Genomic DNA, 18,518 nt, shown 5'->3' on the forward strand with positions numbered 1-18,518 from the left:
GGAAACATCTCCCCTCTGTCAAAATGATATAGGATAAAATTTTTGGAGGTATTAATTATGAAGATGAAACGTTTTATTGCGGCAGTGTTTGCTTTACTGATGATAGGCGGCGCAGCAGGCTACAGTGCTCCTGCGTTCAGCGACTTTTCGATAACTGCCAATGCGGAGGAAAGCTGCTATACATTCGACAGCGAAACCGGCGTACTGACGCTGAGCGGTAACGTGGTACTTGAAGAGATAACAGGCTTTAAGCAGAAAGAAGATGTCAAGAACATAAAAGCAGATCCGGGAACTGTTTTCCCTAAAAGCTGCAATTCTCTGTTCTCAGAGTATTCTAACTGCGAATCAATTGATCTTTCAAATGCAGACACAAGCAGTGTCACAGACATGGGTGGTATGTTCTACCACTGCTCTTCCCTTCAATCGCTTGATCTGAACAATTTTGATACAAGCAGTGTCACAAATATGCACAGTATGTTCGAAAAGTGTTCTGCTCTTTCATCGCTGGACTTGAGCGGTTTTGATACAAGTAATGTCACAAATATGCACAGTATGTTCGAAAAGTGTTCTGCTCTTTCATCGCTGGACTTGAGCAGCTTTGATACAAGCAAGGCCACAGATATGATAGGAATGTTCAACTATTGTTCATCTCTTGAATTCCTTGACCTGAGCAATTTTAATACAAGCACGGTCACAAATATGTTCAGTATGTTCGGCGACTGTTATTCTCTTACAGCTATTGACCTGAGCAATTTTGATACAAGCAATGTCACAGATATGAGAAGGATGTTCAAAGACTGTTCTTCCCTTACATCCCTTGATCTAAGCAGCTTTGATACAGGCAAGGTCGAAGAAATGGGGAATATGTTCAGTAGCTGCCGTTCCCTTACATCGGTTGACCTTAGCAGTTTTGATACAAGCAATGTCATAGATATGACTGGTATGTTTGAGCACTGCTATTCCCTTACATCAGTTGACCTTAGCAGTTTTGATACAAGCAGTGTCACAAGTATGCGTGGCATGTTCTGTGACTGTGATTCTGCATCCCTTGACCTGAGTAGCTTTGATACAAGCAAGGTCACAAATATGAGTTACATGTTCAGGGACTGTGCTTATACATCCCTTGACCTGAGTAGTTTTGATACAAGCAGTGTCACAGATATGGAAGGAATGTTCTACGACTGCTCTTCACTTACATCCATTGATCTTAGCAGCTTTGATACAAGCAATGTTACAAATATGAATGTAATGTTCATCAACTGCTTTTCCCTTACATCCCTTGATCTTAGCAATTTTGATACAAGCAATGTCACAGATATGAGTTTGATGTTCTACGCCTGCTCTTCACTTACATCAGTTGATATGAGCAGTTTTGATACAAGCAAGGTCACCAATATTGGTAATATGTTCACGCGCTGTTCTTCCCTTACATCGGTTGACCTGAGTAGTTTTGATACAAGCAATGTCACAGGTATGAGAGGTGTGTTCATCGGCTGCTCTTCACTTACCTCACTTGACTTGAGTAATTTTGATACAAGCAATGTCGCAGATATGGCTAGTATGTTCAACGGGTGTGCTTCCCTTACATCCCTTGATCTTAGCAATTTTGATACAAGTAAAGCCGAGGATATGAAATGGATGTTCAGTGACTGTTCTTCCCTTACATCGCTTGATTTGAGCAGCTTTGATACAAGCAAGGTCAAAGATATTAGGTGGATGTTTGAAAACTGTGATCTCCTTGCAACACTGAGCCTCGGAAAGAATTTCAATGATATAACAGGTTCTCTTGAATTGCCGAACGATGGTGGCTGGGCGAATAAGGACGCTCCCGAAGTCCTTATCAGCGGCAGCAAAGAGCACGCCGTTTTCAAAAACAAAGGCACAGGCGGCACATACATCCGCATGGTTGAACCGACCAGGACTGATGTTGTGTACGGTGACGCAAACCTCGACGGAGATGTCAGCCTTTCAGATGCGCTTCTGATACTCCAGCATGTAGCAAACGGACAGAAGTACGAGATGTCCGAACAGGCAGAGCTCAACGCAGACGTTTATAACAGGGGAGACGGTCTGACAGCAATGGACGCTCTCACAATACAGAAATACGATGCAAAACTGGTAACTACTCTTCCCGAGTCATACCAGAAATAAAGCTTAAAACAGAGGGGAAACATATCCCCTCTGTCCAAATGATATAGGATAAAATTTTTGGAGGTATTATTATGAAAATAAGAAAATTAACAGCATTCGCCCTTGCACTCGCTTCACTCGCAGGTACCGCTCCCGTAACGGGACTCGTAACACCGCAGACAAGTGTAATCGCCGCAGAGACAAAGTTTGAAAAGACAGGAAAATGCGGCGAGAACGTTACATACGAACTTTCCGATGACGGAACTCTCACTGTCAGCGGTACGGGACCGATGTACAATTACGAGCGTCCCTCGGTCAATATCTCTATCAGCGGCGAAAATATAGACGGTAAACTCATAACGGACGGTACTTCACCTTTTATGGGACAGAGCGACATAAAAAAGGTCGTTATTGAAGAAGGGGTAACTACAGTAGGTGCAGCAACTTTCCTTTATTGTGTCGGACTTCAGGAGGTTAAGCTTCCTTCTACTGTTCAGGCAATATATGACCGTGCATTTGTCAGCGCTCCGATAACTGAACTTGATATTCCCGCAGGCACAAAAATATTCGCTCCTACTGCACTGGACTGCTGTGTACTGCTTGAAAACGTGAATGTAGACGAAAAGAATGAGAACTACAGGAGTATTGGCGGAGTAGTTTTCAGCAAGGACATGAAGCAGCTGATATGCTATCCTTTCGGAAAACAGGATGATATCTATCAGATACCAACAGGCGTAGAAACTATATGCTCATGCGCTTTCGGAAGCACTCTCCCTGTAAAGGACGGGGACAATTATTACGGTCCGCTTAAGGAACTGTATCTGCCTTCCTCTTTGAAGACTATCGAGGAAGACGGTCTGAATAATATGATGAACCTTGAAAAGCTTACTTTCCCCGAAGGTATGGAGTCTGTATCTCTTTCCGGTCTCAGGGAATGCAAGGGACTTAAGGAAGTAACATTCCTGAATCCTTACTGTCAGCTTACAGGCATATCATTCTTCTCGTCGGATTATAATTTCAAGGTAAAGAGCTATGATGTATCATATGCACACGAGTTTGCGGCAGAGGAAGGACTTGAGTTCGAGTCGCTCGGCAGTTATAACGGAACAAATACCCAGCCTTTGCCCGAGATAAAAGAGGGCACTGAGGAGGTAAAGTGCGGCGACGATGTTACATGCTATGTTCTGGATGATACCCTTGTATTCAAGGGAAGCGGTCCCATGTACGATTTCAAGTCATCGGATGAACAGCCGTTCATTGACCAGTTTTTCGATTGTCCGAAGCGTATGATATTTGATGAGGGCATAACATATATAGGAAGCTACGTAGGCTACGACTGTTCAAAGCTTGAATACGTTTACCTGCCTTCTACACTTACAGGACTCGGCGAATACGCTTTCTATGACAGCAGTTCTATAATAGGATTTGAACTGCCAAAGGGCTTCACAAAGCTCGGAACAAATGCACTTGCAGACTGTGCAGGACTTACAGCTATACATGTTGCTCCCGAGAATAAGAACTTCAAGAGCGTGGACGGCGTACTCTTTGACAAGTCTGGCAAGACACTTCTTCGTTTCCCTGTGAGAAAGTGTGATAAGTACGACATACCCGAGGGTACAGAAATAATTGCGGACTATGCATTCTATAACAACATGCAGAGGTTTAAAGATGCAGACGGCAGCAGTGAAGATATGAAACAGTACGGCGAGGTTAAAGAGATAACCATACCCGACAGCGTTGTAAGCATCGGCGACGGTGCTTTCAAGGGACTTGAAATGCTCGGAAATATAGTTATTCCTGATAAGGTCACACATATAGGCAAGGGTGCGTTTTCAAACGATTCGGGACTTGTATCCATAACTATCCCCGCATCTGTGACAGAACTCGATGCTGAAATGTTCAGCGGATGCAGTGCCCTAAAGGAGATATGCGGATATAAGGGTTCAGCCGCAGAGGCATTTGCTAAGGACAACGGCTACACATTCAAGGAGCTGAAAGGCGGCAGCACTGAACCTACAAAGCCCGTATCAAACAAGGTCGGTGACGCTAACCTCGACGGCGATGTTACCCTTTCGGATGCACTGGTGATACTCCAGTACGTTGCAAACGGCAGCAAATACAAGCTTGAAGGACAGGCGCTTGCCAATGCGGACTGCTGCGATACAGGCGACGGCGTAACTGCTATGGACGCCCTTTCCATCCAGCGCCTTGACGCTAAAATAATCAAAAGTCTTCCCGACTCTACAGCAACCGACAAGAAATGACATACCTGATGTGAAACCATAAGGTCTGCTTGTATAGAATAGTTATATGTGGTTTATCGGGGAAAACCTTTCTGAGGAAAGGTTCTTCCCCGAACCCCTTTCCAAAGACTTTCTTATCCAAATTTACAGCCTTACAGTTCGTTAAACAAAAAACTGCCGCATTATTTATCTGCGGCAGAACGAACTGTAAGGCTGTAAATTTCAATAGAAGGCTTAAAAAGAAATCAGGTGGACCTTTATCAAAAAGATCCACCCAAATAAACACATATGATTTTCTATGCGATCATACTTACGGTTCCGCATCAGTATGATACTTCTTCACGGTGATACAGACGGGAATCCTCTCCGAAGAAGCGGGAAAGGCATGAATCGTCGGCTATTAGTTCAAGCTTCTGAGTTTTAGTCAGGTGCTTTATGACGTATTCAAGCTTTGATGCCGTACTTCTGTCCGAAGCGCTCCAGACTGCTTCTATACTCTCGGGAGGATGAGAACGGGTGAATTTCGCACCGCCTGCAAGTCTGCCCGAATGTTCGGCGAAGCGTCTCTCAATATCGGTGGTTATGCCCGTATAGAGAAGTCCGCCTTTGCATTTTATGATATATACATAGTACATTACTTCTGCTTGATGCGGAAGCTGCTGTTTCTGAGTCTTGAAGGATCGAATCCCTTCTGCTCACGCTTTTCCTTCTTCTTTGGACGCTGCTGACGCTGTTCCTTCTTTTCAGCTTCATCGTCAAGACGCATGGTAAGTGAGATACGGTTTCTCTTTACGTCTACATCCAGGACTCTTACCTTTACTACCTCTCCCACCTTGACAGCTTCAAGAGGGTGCTTGATGAATCTGCTGCATATCTGTGATACGTGAACAAGACCGTCCTCGTGAACGCCGATGTCTACGAATGCGCCGAAGTCGATGATGTTGCGGACTGTACCAACAAGCTCCATACCGGGCTTAAGGTCCTTTATTTCCATAACGTCGCCGCTTCTCATGAGCGGAGGAGGAAGCTCGTCACGGAGGTCACGTCCCGGCTTTTTAAGCTCTCCGATGATGTCTGTGAGGGTAGGTACGCCTATACCGAGAGAGCTGCTTATCTTTTCGATACCAATGCTCTCTGCCTTATCGTTTATTCCCGAAGCTCCGCCCTCTGCAACGTCTGCAAGGGTGAATCCGCACTCGCTGAGGAGCGAGGATGCTGCTGCGTAGCTTTCTGGGTGAACTGCTGTATTATCAAGAGGGTTCTTGCCGTCACGTACTCTCAGGAAGCCTGCACACTGCTCGAAGGCCTTTTTGCCGAGCTTAGGCACTTTCATAAGCTCCTTACGGTCTGTGAACCTGCCGTTTTCCTCACGGTAAGCGACGATGTTCTTTGCAACTGATGCATTGATGCCTGCGATGTAGGAGAGGAGGGAGTAGGAAGCTGTATTCAGGTCAACGCCGACAGAGTTAACGCAGTCCTCAACGACACCGCCGAGAGCTTCGCTCATACGTGCCTGGGGCATATCGTGCTGATACTGTCCGACACCGATAGCCTTTGGTTCTATCTTTACCAGTTCGGCAAGGGGATCCTGAAGACGTCTTGCGATAGAGATAGCGCCTCTGATAGAAACGTCATACTCGGGGAACTCCTCAGCTGCGAGCTTTGAAGCGGAGTATACCGAAGCGCCTGCCTCGTTGACTATCATGTAGCTTACCTTTCCGCCTGTTTCCTTGACTATATCGGCAGTGAAAGCCTCGGTCTCCCTTGAAGCTGTACCGTTGCCGATAGATATAGCTGTAACGCCGTACTGTTCGATGAACTGCTTGACCTTTTTCCTTGCGGCTTCAACGGCACCTGCCGAGCCTGTAGGGTAGATGATAGCTGTATCCAGCACCTTGCCTGTGCTGTCTATAACAGCGGACTTGCAGCCGTGAGCGTAACCTGGGTCCAGACCGAGGATGACGCTGTTCTTCATAGGGGGCTGGAGGAGCATCTGACGGAGGTTAGCTGCGAATACCTTTATGGATTCCTCAGCAGCCTTTGCGCTCATCTCAGAGCGTATCTCACGCTCGATAGATGGGAATATGAGACGCTTGTAGCTGTCCTCTGCGGCAGCTCTTACCAGTTCGCCGCAAGCGTTGTTGTTCTTTATGTATTTGCCGAGGATTATGTCTGTTGCACCTGATTCCTCAAGAACTACAGATACCTTGAGGGCACCCTCCTTCTCACCTCTGTCAAGAGCGAGAACACGGTGGTTAGCTACCTTCGGGATAGGCTCGCTGTAGTCGTAGTAGGTCATGTATACAGTTTCAGCCTCGGGATCGGAAGCCTTTGATACAAGTTCGCCCTTTTCGCCTGCGAGGGCACGGAGCTTCTTACGGATGTCCGCATCGTCGGAGATATCCTCTGCGATGATGTCCATAGCGCCCTGTAATGCAGTCTTTACGTCGGGAACGTTCTTTTCCTCGTTTATGAAAGCCTCGGCTTCCTTCTCGGGGTCCGTAGCGTTATCCTGTGCAAGAAGAAGCTCTGCAAGTGGTTCGAGACCGTTCTCTCTTGCGATGCTTGCACGGGTACGTCTCTTCGGTTTGAAGGGACGGTAAATATCCTCAACCTCCACAAGTGTAGCAGCTGCGCTTATTGCGGCTTCTATCTCGGGAGTCATCTTCTCCTGTTCTGTAATGGAGTTTGTTATTTCCTCCTTGCGCTTTTCAAGGTTTCGGAGGTACATAAGTCTGTCATATAGCTCACGGAGTATCTGGTCATCCAGTGAACCTGTAAGCTCCTTACGGTAACGTGCGATAAAGGGGATAGTCTTGTCGTCGTCGATGAGGGCAACGGTATTATCCACCTGTTCCTGTTTAAGTCCGAATTCTTTTGCAAGAGTTTTGTTAATATCCATTTCTTATCCTTTCATTACTGAGGCATGATGCCTGATTCTGCTGCTTCTATGAGGTCCAGAACCTCTGCGGCTGCTGCCTTTACCTGTTCCGCAGGTTCAAGCTTGGGTTCTTCCTGCGGTATATCGGTGTGGTCTGATTCGGGTACGGATTCGAGTATCTCCAGAACTTCCGAGCCGACCTTGCTTTCGGCAGGTGCTTCAGCAGGTATATCGATGTTTATGGAGGAAGGTGCAGGAGCAGCTTCCATTATAGGTGCAGTGCCGTCAGGCTGAACAGCTTCGAGGATATCGAATACATCAGCATCCGCAGGGATAGCGGTCTGTTGAGCAGGTCTCTGTTCTGCCGCAGGTCTTGCTTCGGGGACAGCCTCCTGTACGGGTGCAGGCACTCCATTTACCGCAGGTACAGCTTCGCCCTCTGTGGGCACCTGTATCTCGACAGCAAGCTCCTGAAGACGGTCTATCCACGAATAGAGAGTCTTGGCGATATCCTTGTAAACATTCATGTTGTTTTTCTCGTTGAGTATCTCGTGGCGCATACCGTCGAAGAAGCGGTGAGAGATACTTGTATATCCGACATTTTCGAGGACTGACATAGCCTCGAAGAACTTCTTCTCGCTGAGCATACAGGGGTCGTCCCTGCCCGAGATGAAGCGTATAGGCAGCTTTGGATTCGATACTCTCCAGCCTTTTTTCGAGTAGGTCTCACGCATGAGCCAGAGAAGGCTCTCATAGCCGTTAAGGGTATATCTGAAGCTGCAAAGGGGATCGCTGTTGAATGCGTTCACTACTTCTTTATCGCTGCATATCCATGAACGGGGAGTAGTTTCGCCTGCTTTGGTGAAGCGCTTGTTGAGAGTTTTTTCCGATATCTCATATATCTTCTCGCTTCTGAATCTGCTTCCGAGACGCTTTGAAACTGCGGAATCCACGCTTCTTGCGAATCCCGAGAACCTGCTGTAGCAGGGGCATCCCATTACGATAAGACCGTTTATCTCGGCATCGTGTTCCTTAAGGAAGCATCTTGCGCCCAGCGAACCCATACTGTGTCCCACAAGGAAATAGGGGTATGTAGGGTAATTCGCCCTTACTCTGCGTGTGAGCTGAGCTATATCCTCAACGAAACCCATACCGCCGTTTCGGTACATGAATCCGAGGTCCTCTTCCTTGACAATACTTTTTCCGTGACCTCTGTTATCGTGTATAACTGATACGAATCCCTCGCTTGCAAGGTAATCCATAAAGGGGAAGTATCTTTCCTTATATTCGTTCATGCCGTGAACGATCTGCACAACGCCGTTGATATTGCCCGAAGGTACAGCTATTACGGCTGATATTTCGAGTCCGTCGAATTCGGAAGTAAAGGTGAACTCACGAGTATCTGCATTCAGCATGAAAAAACCTCCTCTGAAAATTATGCTCCGCCTGAACGTTTCGCGGAAGCAATTGAAACAAATTGATTATACCACATTTTGCAGAAAAAAGCAAGTATTCCCGTCAAACGGCGTATTTACGGGAGTAAGCGGCATTTCAGAAACCGAAATCCTCATAGTCCTCGGGGATGAAGCGGTGATAGGTTATGTGGCATCCGCCGTCCATGCAGGGTTCGAGGGTAAGGCAGTAGCGGTAGTCATCGGGGATACCGTCGGCGAAGTAAACAAGGTAATCGAATTCCTCGTTGTGCAGTTCCTCGATAGTAACGCTTCCCGAGTGGCGGTTAAAGACCGCAAAGACATCCTCTATGGTATTGTGGTGATTGCGGACTGTCTCTATGAAGTCGATAAGGAAGCGGCTTTTATCGGGGTGCGAGTGGACGTAGGCAGTGCCCTCGGCAGAGACCGTTACGCAGTAGCCGTCCCTTATGGGAGAGAACGAGACCTTTCCCAGACGCGGGTAAGTGTAGGTAAGGAAGTCCAGCAGTTCGCCGCCCTCGATATCCTCAGTACCCAGCAGGTGACAGAGGGAGGAGGTAAGGTAATTGAAGCTTATGGGACGCTCCTCATAGCCGAGTTTCAGCTGACCTTCACGTATATTATCCATGATGTTTTTTTCGAGTCTCTGATGATCCATGTTGATACCTCCGTGTTATATATTGATGCTTTGCATTAATTATATCACACTTTCCCGAAATAAGCAAATTAGTGTAGGGACGGCGATTCGCCGTCCGCACAGTAATCAGAGCACAGAAAGCAGAAAGCAGTAGGGGCGCATTCCGTGCGCCCGTCATTACACGTACAACCACCTGTAACCCTGATACCGTGTAGGGGGCGATGCCTACATCGCCCCTTTAGTTTTCAGAAATCAGAAAGTAGAAAGCAGTAGGGGCGCATTCCGTGCGCCCGTCATTACACGTACATCCACCTGTAACCCTGATACCCTGTAGGGGCCGCCTTCGGCGGTCCGTTGTATATGACCGTATATATTGGATCATGCGGGCTGCCAAAGGCAGCCCCTACAATTGATTCATCATAATTTGGTTATCACGGGCGCACGGAATGCGCCCCTACAATTGTTTTACCATAAATGTACGGTTATCTGCGGACGGCCAATGGCCGTCCCTACACTGCTTTCTGATTTCTGAGTTCTTATCTCACAATTGACATTTGCAGGAAATTGAAGTATAATAGAATCACAAACTGACCGCGAACCTTTAAGGAGGTAATTAAAATGAAGAACACAAAACTCTTATCACTGGCTCTTTCTGCGTCATTCGCTGTCTGTGCAGTTTCACCTGTTACAGCTCTCGTTTCACAGGCTGAGGAGGATTCCGCAGTATCTCTCGGCGATGCAGACGGCGACGGAAAAGTCGATGCATCAGATGCTACATCCATTCTTGTAAACTACTCGATACTCTCTACAGGCGGTGAACTCGAACTGGCAGAGACACTCCTCAAAGCTGCCGACGTAAACGAGGACGGCAAGATAGATTCCTCTGATGCTTCATACGCCCTGCAATACTACTCCTACACCTCAACAGGCGGTCTGGAGACTATAGAGGAGTTTCTTGATAAGCTCCTTAACACCGATATATCGGAGCTTTTCCCATTCAATTTTGACTTAGAGTGGCCTGAGACCGAACCCTTTGACATTAATACTATCCTTAACAGTCCATTCAATCTTCCTGCATGGAACGGCTTTCCCACATGGCCGTCTATGCCTTCGGATGCAGATCCCGAGGAGTTTCATAACTGGCTTGCATCCCTTCCTCCTGTTGATTCACCCGAAGATGAGGAGGCGCTTCTTGAATGGTGGAAGACTGTTTCCGAGCAGTCACATGAAAACTTGACCGAAGAAGCAGAGCAGTAAGCAAAAATCAGTGTAGGGGACGGCGTCCACGACGTCCCGTTGGTAATCGTACATATATGTGTAGGGGCGTACTCATTGTGCGCCCTTTTCTTTTGCAGGGAACATTTCAACTGCTCAACTGCTCAACTGCTCACACTGTAAAGATGAGCAGGACGTTCATAAATCGTTAACATTTAACTTGTAGGGGGCGACTCCTAACCGTCGCCCGTCCCCTCTGTCAGCTTCGCTGACATCTCCCCACACTGGGGGGAGTCACCCACATCGCCCCGATAATTTACATATTGTAAGGCAGGGCTGATGTAGGCATCAGCCCCTACATGGTATCAGGGTTGCATGTGGATGTACGTGCGCCCTTTTCTTTTGCAAGGAACAATTCAACTGCTCAACTGCTCAACTGCTCACACTGTAAAGATGAGCAGGACGTTCATAAATCGTTCACATTTGATTTGTAGGGAACGCCACCCTTGGCGTTCCGCAGATAACCATATAATTATGGTAAAACAATCGTAGGGGCGCATTCCGTGCGCCCGATGTTAACCCTAATAATATGAATAAAACATTGTAGGGGCTGTCTTTGGCAGCCCGCATGATCCAATATATACGGTCATATACAACGGACCGCCGAAGGCGGCCCCTACAGGGTATCAGGGTTGCGGACTATTGTACGTTTGCCAATGGGACGGCGATTCGCCGTCCGTTTTCATACATATTTGCATTATACATGCGGACGACCAATGGTCGTCCCTACATGGTATCAGGGTTACAGGTGATTGTACGGTTAACACACATTCAGATTCGTCCCCGACAGGGGACACAATAATTCCGAATTCCACATTCCGAATTCCAAATTAAAAAGGGCGCACGGAATGCGCCCCTACTGCTTTCTACTTTCTGATTTCTGAAAACTAAAGGGGCGATGTAGGCATCGCCCCCTACTTATAATTTCCAGATATTCTCGGCGTAGTCAGCTATTGTCCTGTCGGAGCTGAACTTTCCTGCGTTGCACATATTGAGCCACTGCTTACGTGCAAATGCTGCACGGTCGTTGCTGTAGTCGCTTATAGCTTTGAGTTTCGCCTCGACGTATGAACGCATATCCCCAAGAAGGTAATAGTGGTCGGGTTCATGCCAGCTTGCGCCGTCCAGAAGGGCGGTATAGAGTTCACGGAAATCACCGCTTCCGCCGTCCGAGACAGTACCGTCTATCAGCGAGGAAACCACCCTGCGTATCATAGAGTTGCCTGCAAAAACGCTTCTGCTGTCATATTCGGGGACTATCTCCTTAAGCTCCTCAACTCTTGCGCCGAAGATGTAGTTGTTCTCCTCGCCTGCCTCCTGAACTATCTCGATATTCGCACCGTCATAGGTACCGAGTGTAACTGCGCCGTTCAGCATAAGCTTCATATTGCCCGTACCCGATGCCTCTGTACCTGCGGTAGATATCTGCTCTGATATATCGGCTGCGGCAACGAGTTTCTCCGCATAGCTGACATTGTAGTTCTGCACGAATACCACCTTGATAAGGTCCCTTGTATCGGGATCGGATGAGACAACTCTGCCGACTTCGTTTATATACTTGATGATAGCCTTTGCCCTGCGGTAGCCCGGGGCTGACTTTGCTCCGAAGATGAACGCTGTGGGACGGAAATTCTTTATGCTTCCGTCCTTGATGCCGTAGTATATCCACAGTATCGAGAAGGCGTTCAGAAGCTGACGTTTATACTCGTGAAGGCGCTTTATCTGTATATCGAATATCAGGTCGGGACTGAGGTCGATGCCCTCCTTGTTGTAGATATAGTGCGTAAGGAGAGTCTTGTTGTAGTTCTTTTCACGGACGAACCTGCTGAGAACTTCTTTATCGTCTGCATATTTTTCAAGCTCTTTAAGCCTGCTGAGGTCGGTCATCCAGCCGTCACCTTCAAGAAGCTCGGTTATCTGTTCCGCCAGACGTGGGTTGCAGAGCGCAAGCCAGCGGCGCTGAGTTATACCGTTGGTCTCGTTGCGGAAGCGTTCGGGGTAAAGGCTGAACCAGTCAGCAAGAACAGTGTCCTTCAGTATCTGTGTGTGTATCTCGGCAACTCCGTTGATATGTGAAGAAGCGTAGCAAGCCATATCAGCCATGTGGATGCGTCCGTCCTTTATTATGCGGATGCGGTCGGTCTTTTCCTTCGGAACTCCCGAAGCGTACATATCCGCAATGAGAGTTTCGCTAATCTGTATGATAATGCTGTATATCCTCGGAAGAAGCTCGTCAACCAGTGAGCAGTCCCACTTTTCAAGGGCTTCCTGCATAACGGTATGGTTGGTGTAGTTGAATACCTTCTTTGCGGTATCAAGAGCCTTATCGAAGCTCCAGCCCTCGTTGTCCACAAGCTGACGTATAAGCTCGGGGATAGATATAACAGGGTGGGTATCGTTGAGCTGGATGGTGATATGTTCTGCAAGGTCATCAAGACCGCCGAAAACAGCCTTGTGCTTGCGTATGATATCCGTAAGTGAAGCGCAGCTGAAGAAATACTGCTGTTTAAGGCGGAGTTTCTTTCCCTCGTTCGTATCGTCATTGGGGTAGAGTACACGTGAGATATCCTCGGCGAATATCTTCTCCTTTGAAGCTTCAAGGTAGTTCTGCTGATTGAAGATATCGAAATCGAACTCCTTTACAGGTTCAGCCTGCCAGAGGCGGAGAGTTCCGACGTTATCGGTCTTGCATCCGAAAACGGGCATATCATAGGGAACTGCCTTGACTGTCTGACCGTTATACTCAACAAGGACTGTATCCTCGTCGCAGCGCTTTGACCAGGGGTCTCCGTATCTGGTCCAGTCGTCGATATCCTCTTTCTGGAAGCCGTCCACTATGGACTGTCTGAACAGACCGTACTTATAGCGTATACCGTAGCCGTCAAGGGGAAGTCCGAGAGTTGCGGCTGAATCAAGGAAGCATGCGGCAAGACGTCCGAGACCGCCGTTGCCGAGAGCGGCGTCCTCTATAACTTCAAGGTCAGCAAGGGATACACCGAGCTGACGGAATACTTCGTCCACCTCGTGATAGATGCCAAGGCACACAAGGTTATCGTAAACGGCACGTCCCACAAGGAACTCCATTGAAAGGTAAGCGGCACGTCTGCCTGAAAGGTGCTTCTGACGGCTGTTGTTCCAGCGCTCCGAGTACATCTCCATTATGGTATCGCCCAGTGCGTTGTGAAGCTGCTGGGGCGTTGCAGACTTTATATCTTTTGGAAGTCTGCCTGTGAATTTCTCTGTAAATACTCTCTTATCCATATTATCCTCCATCATTCATTTTTGCTTTATTGATTTGCTTCTTTCATATGCTCGCGGTTGATATCTAAATCGCCGCATCCCGTAAGCATGAGTAATTCCGTCAGTGTGGGAATCAGTTTTTTCATCGGTTGTACATCCTGTTGAGTTTCTTTATTTTTCTTGCAAGCTGGGGAGTGAAGTCCTCCTTATGTGTGCGGAACTGCCAGTTATTTCCGAGGGTGGAGGGAGTATTCATCCTGCCCTCACGGGGACTTTCAAGGAAATCCTGTATCTGTGCGGCAGCCACCATTGCAACGCTGCCCCATGTCTGACGTATGACCGCCATAGGGATGTCCTTTTTCTTCTTCACGTCAAGGTACTTCATGGCGAATTTAAGGGACTTCTTGTCCATTTTCTCCACCCAGCCCCGAAGGGTATCGTTATCGTGGGTACCTGTATAGGCGTAGCAGTTGGTAGTTGTGAAGTTATGTGGGAGATACTCGTTTTCGCCGTCCGAGAAGCCGAACTGCAATACCTTCATGCCGGGGTATCCGCACTTTGCAAGCATATCACGGACTTCCTGTGTAAGGAATCCGAGATCCTCTGCTATGATATCAAGCTTGCCCAGTTTTTCCTCAGCCATGCGGAAAAGCTCGTAGTCGGGACCTTTTTTCCACTCGCCTACAGTTGCATCCTCGTTTCCGTAGGGGATAGTGTAGAAGCTCTCGAAGCCGCGGAAGTGGTCTATGCGGACGGTATCGTAAAGCTCAGAGGCTTTCCTTATGCGGTCTATCCACCATTTATAGCCTGTTTTCTTATGCTGTGCCCAGTCATAGAGAGGGTTGCCCCATAGCTGTCCCGTAGGTGAAAAATCGTCGGGAGGACAGCCTGCAACAGCTGTAGGAAGGTGTTTTCTGTCCAGCATGAAGAGCTTAGGCGAAGCCCATACCTCGACGCTGTCCAGAGCGCAGTATATCGGTATATCACCGATGATGGAGATGCCGTTGTCATTGGCGTATTTTTTCAGTGCCTTCCACTGGCGGTAGAACTCGAACTGTACGAACTTGTGGAAGCCTATTTCCTTTTTAAGTTCCTTTTTGGCCTCGGCTACAGCCTTGGGACGGTGCATGGCAATATCGTTTTTCCACTCATACCAGGGCGCACCGCCGTTCTGCTCCTTAAGAGCCATGAACAGTGCGTACTCCTCGAGCCAGTCCTTGTTGTCATTGCAGAAGCGTCTGTAGGCAGGGAATTTCGTCGCACGGAAGCGTGAATAAGCCGCCCTCAGAACTCCGAAGCAGCGGTCGTAGATAAGACTGTAATCCACCTTGTCCGCATCTGTTTCCCAGACCGTATCGGCGTAGTCCTCTCTTTCAAGGAGACCGTCACCCTCAAGCACTTCAAAGTCGATGAAATAGGGGTTGCCTGCGTTCACCGAGAAGGACTGATAGGGCGAATCACCGTAGCTTGTAGGTGAAAGGGGGAGTATCTGCCAGCACTTTGTCTCCGAGCTTTTAAGGAAGTCCACGAAAGCAAATGCGTGTTTTCCCATTTTGCCTATGCCGTACTCGGAAGGCAGGCTTGAAATATGCATCAGTATACAGCTTTTTCTCATGTTTGCACCTCGATATGTATATAGCTTCTTCCTCCGCAGATAATAGAAGCGGAGGTCTTTCAATGAAGCTTTATGAATGTGTTTTTACTTTTTTTATGGGATTTTTTCTCTATGGCCTTGTGGAGATACTTCTCCGTGGCTACACCCACTGGACTATGACTCTTACAGGGGGCATACTCCTTGCCGTACTCTACGTTACGGACCTTACAAGCAGGTTATCGCTGCCTGTGAGCTGTCTTGCGGGAGCGCTTATAATAACCTCTGCGGAGCTTCCCGTAGGCATCATAGATAATATTATAATGGACTGGAATGTGTGGGATTATTCGGATATGCCGCTGAATCTCATGGGACAGATATGTCTGCCCTTCTCCTGCTTCTGGAGCATATTATGCCTTCCTGCCTTCGGAGTATGCAGCGGTATACGCAGTATCTTCCGTCAGAATCCCTCCTGTGCAAGCCTGCGTACCATATCCACATAGAACTCACGTACATCGTAGTTCTCGATATTCTCACGCATAAGGTCGATAACATCGCCGTGGCTTATGCCTCGCTTCTGGGGAGTGGTTATGAGCTGATAGCTTCCGTGTTTAGCGGACTCCTCCCACACAAGACCGTCATTTGCACCGTTGAGCTTCTTTATCAGCATATAACTGATGTTCAGCGGAAAGCTTGCGGAACCTGCACTGCTCATGACTGACATGACGCTTCGGTAGGATACATCGGGAGAATCAGGCATTTCCTCATCGTAAGCCTTAGCACGTATCGCACTGAGGTCGTGGACGCCTGCAAGGAAATCGGGATCCTTGTCGCCGAGCTTTGAGAATATCTTATTGTAACGCCTTGCAAGGAACTCCGCAAAGCTGTCCGGGAGCTTATCAAGGAGGAAATCAACCATATCGCATCCCTTGTGCGGAGTGTTTATGGTAGTGAGGGTAGCAACGTACTTGTCCATACCGAGACAGCTGATGGCATAGCGTGAATCCAGTCCGCCCTTTGAGTGGGCGATGATGTTGACTTTCTCGGCGCCTGTTTCTTCAAGCACCTTCATGATAGCGTCCCTTACCTCTTTGCCGCAGTCCGCAACAGCACGGGCTGACTGCTGTTTGCCGTAGTATATTACAGCGCCGTTGCGCTTAAGAGATGCAGGAACTCTGCCCCAGTAGTTAAGGTACTGCCAGTCACGGAAGAATATGCCGTGTACCATGAGGACGGGGTATTTTGTCTTGCATATCTCGTTTTCCGCACGGGCGTTTTCAAGCTCTATTTTGTCCGATTCCACGATGAATTCACGCCTTGCGGTCTTATAGAACTTTCGTATCAGGAATATATTTACTATGGGGAACCACCACATCATCATCATAAGGATATGGTCGGTAAGCTTTATCTGTTTCGAGCTTGAAGCGACTCTGATACCGCCTGCAATGACGACCAGTCCCACAGCGAGTATCGGCATTATAACGGCGAAAGTCTTTGCAAGGGGAGAGGCTTCTGTAATGATGAACCACACTGTCAGTATTACGATCTCTGCGGCAGCAGCGAAGCCTCCCAGCCTGAGCTGACTGCATCCCCGTTTCATGCGTCTGAGGCGGCTGTTATCGATCTCTGTCTTTTCACGCCTTATGAGTATCCACAGGAAAGCAAGCGACAGGAATACGGTGATAAGCACCATTACGGCAGTCGGCAGGGAAGATACATTCCAAAGTGGGATAGTATTGCAGAACAGCAGAAAGAGTATCAGTTCTGCGAGGTATGACAGTTTTTTCATAGTCCCTCCTAAAAAAACAGGCTGTTCCGTATGACCGGAACAGCCTTGTGATTAATAATTCTTGTTAGAATCCGCATTGAAGAAGTTATTGCTGCTTTCGGTATAGTAATCGTTGGGTTCAAGCGACATAAAATCATCGTCCTCAACATCGGGAAGTCTTGCGCCGCAGCGCCCGCAGAACTGGAAGCGCTCGTTGACCTCGGCGTCGCACTTAGGACATATCTTGTAGCCTCTGATGCCGTTAAGCTCGAATCTCATCTTCTTTATACGTCTGCGTCTTGTATCGATATCGTCGCAAAGCACCTTAAGTGTAGCAGGATCCTCATTGGGGTTCTTGTAGTACTTTTTGCCGATATCAGTGAATATCTCAACGATTCTTTCTTCCTCGTAAAGGATCTTCCTTTTAAGGTTGTTAGCCTCTGAAATGCTTTTAGCCTTATCGGACGCACCCTTACTTACGCTGCCGATAGTATCGAGAATACTCATCTCTCATCACTCCCATTGAATATTTTTCTCGCATAAAGCTATATAATAATTAATGTCTGCTCAACAACTAAAAAATGGCTTATTATAGCTTCCAAAGCCATTTTTTAGTTGTCAAAGTGCAAGAAAATAATGATATTAAAGTTTTTTCTTGCACTTTGTTTTGCCCTTTCGGGCAAAATGAGCTTGACATAAAGAAATGTGACGCACAAATTCTTTATATTTTAGGGAATTTGCGCTCCCCGAACAAAGTTCGGGGCAGTAACCGCCCAAAGGCGGTTACTGAGTACACATTAATTATACAATCGAATAATATTATTGTCAAGCGTTTTCAAAAAATGTTCAAAATAGGGTGAACGATTTGTGAATTATTTACATTTCTGATATATCATTTTCGGTAAGCTGAATAATACCGCCCTTGTTGAGAGCAGCTGAAGCATTGTCATTGTCGTCAACACGGATAACGAAGGAAACTGCTCTGTCGGATGTACCCAGGAATGCATAGAGGTATTCAAGGTTAACTCCCTCGGCGCCCAGTATATCGAGTACACGGCTGAGCTGTCCCGGAGTGTCGGGGATAGAGATCGCAACGATCTCTGTAACTGTAACTGCATATGAAGCTTCTTTGAGAGTTTCACATGCCTTATCCGTATCGTTGACTATCATCCTGAGGATACCGAAATCCTTTGTATCCGCAAGGCTGAGGGCTCTAACATTGATGCCTGAGTCCTTGAGTATCTTCATTACACCTGTGAGCTGGTTCGGTTTATTGTCTACAAAAACCGATATCTGTCTTACATTTGACATAATATTCCT

Annotated in this window: 13 protein-coding genes; 4 read left to right on the forward strand and 9 right to left on the reverse strand. The window is 47.5% G+C overall.

Annotated features, from left to right (window positions below; translation table 11 throughout):
• Nucleotides 1-57 precede the first annotated feature (57 nt).
• Complete coding sequence (locus BT127_RS00140) at nt 58-2,151, forward strand: BspA family leucine-rich repeat surface protein (protein WP_075423001.1); 2,094 nt, start codon at nt 58-60, stop codon at nt 2,149-2,151.
• Nucleotides 2,152-2,222: 71 nt separating this feature from the next.
• Nucleotides 2,223-4,394: a leucine-rich repeat protein gene (locus BT127_RS00145; protein ID WP_075423002.1), complete on the forward strand. Its 2,172-nt coding sequence runs from the start codon at nt 2,223-2,225 to the stop codon at nt 4,392-4,394.
• Nucleotides 4,395-4,696: 302 nt separating this feature from the next.
• On the opposite strand, the gene BT127_RS00150 is transcribed toward BT127_RS00145, so the two are convergent.
• The 4 genes from BT127_RS00150 to BT127_RS00165 all read right to left on the reverse strand — a co-directional run bounded on the left by BT127_RS00150 (nt 4,697) and on the right by BT127_RS00165 (nt 9,345).
• On the reverse strand, nt 4,697-5,008 hold the full coding sequence (locus BT127_RS00150; protein ID WP_075423003.1) for a GIY-YIG nuclease family protein: 312 nt from the start codon (nt 5,006-5,008) through the stop codon (nt 4,697-4,699).
• On the reverse strand, nt 5,008-7,275 hold the full coding sequence (locus BT127_RS00155) for a Tex family protein (protein ID WP_075423004.1): 2,268 nt from the start codon (nt 7,273-7,275) through the stop codon (nt 5,008-5,010). Before BT127_RS00155 ends, BT127_RS00150 begins: the two co-directional genes overlap by 1 nt.
• Before the next feature lie 14 nt (nt 7,276-7,289).
• Nucleotides 7,290-8,669 (reverse strand): alpha/beta fold hydrolase, encoded by a 1,380-nt coding sequence (locus BT127_RS00160; RefSeq protein ID WP_075423005.1) that lies wholly within the window; start codon nt 8,667-8,669, stop codon nt 7,290-7,292.
• Between the two features lie 136 nt (nt 8,670-8,805).
• The gene (locus BT127_RS00165) at nt 8,806-9,345 is read right to left on the reverse strand and encodes a DUF3877 family protein (RefSeq protein ID WP_075423006.1); all 540 of its coding nucleotides are present in this window, start codon (nt 9,343-9,345) and stop codon (nt 8,806-8,808) included.
• A gap of 597 nt (nt 9,346-9,942) precedes the next feature.
• On the opposite strand from BT127_RS00165, the gene BT127_RS00170 reads away from it, so the two are divergent.
• A complete protein-coding gene (locus tag BT127_RS00170; protein ID WP_075423007.1) occupies nt 9,943-10,581 on the forward strand; it encodes a dockerin type I domain-containing protein in 639 nt (212 codons plus the stop codon).
• A 936-nt stretch (nt 10,582-11,517) separates the two neighbouring features.
• Here the strand turns inward: BT127_RS00170 and BT127_RS00175 are convergent.
• Nucleotides 11,518-13,860, reverse strand: coding sequence for a glycogen/starch/alpha-glucan phosphorylase (locus tag BT127_RS00175; RefSeq protein ID WP_318257071.1), 2,343 nt, complete (start codon nt 13,858-13,860; stop codon nt 11,518-11,520).
• Nucleotides 13,861-13,981: 121 nt separating this feature from the next.
• On the reverse strand, nt 13,982-15,454 hold the full coding sequence (gene malQ, locus BT127_RS00180; protein WP_075423009.1) for a 4-alpha-glucanotransferase: 1,473 nt from the start codon (nt 15,452-15,454) through the stop codon (nt 13,982-13,984).
• A gap of 62 nt (nt 15,455-15,516) precedes the next feature.
• Here malQ and BT127_RS00185 point away from each other — a divergent pair, with 62 nt between their 5' ends.
• Nucleotides 15,517-15,933, forward strand: coding sequence for a putative ABC transporter permease (locus BT127_RS00185; RefSeq protein ID WP_318257072.1), 417 nt, complete (start codon nt 15,517-15,519; stop codon nt 15,931-15,933).
• Here the strand turns inward: BT127_RS00185 and BT127_RS00190 are convergent.
• The 3 genes from BT127_RS00190 to BT127_RS00200 all read right to left on the reverse strand — a co-directional run bounded on the left by BT127_RS00190 (nt 15,891) and on the right by BT127_RS00200 (nt 18,509).
• On the reverse strand, nt 15,891-17,219 hold the full coding sequence (locus tag BT127_RS00190; protein WP_139275332.1) for an esterase/lipase family protein: 1,329 nt from the start codon (nt 17,217-17,219) through the stop codon (nt 15,891-15,893). The genes BT127_RS00185 and BT127_RS00190 overlap by 43 nt on opposite strands.
• A gap of 51 nt (nt 17,220-17,270) precedes the next feature.
• Nucleotides 17,271-17,705: a zinc ribbon domain-containing protein gene (locus tag BT127_RS00195; RefSeq protein ID WP_075423010.1), complete on the reverse strand. Its 435-nt coding sequence runs from the start codon at nt 17,703-17,705 to the stop codon at nt 17,271-17,273.
• 369 nt (nt 17,706-18,074) lie between these two features.
• Nucleotides 18,075-18,509, reverse strand: a complete 435-nt coding sequence (locus BT127_RS00200; protein WP_075423011.1) for an ACT domain-containing protein — start codon at nt 18,507-18,509, stop codon at nt 18,075-18,077.
• Nucleotides 18,510-18,518 lie beyond the last annotated feature (9 nt).

This window comes from Ruminococcus sp. XPD3002 (assembly GCA_900119535.1).
GTDB classification, from domain to species: domain Bacteria; phylum Bacillota; class Clostridia; order Oscillospirales; family Ruminococcaceae; genus Ruminococcus; species Ruminococcus flavefaciens_H.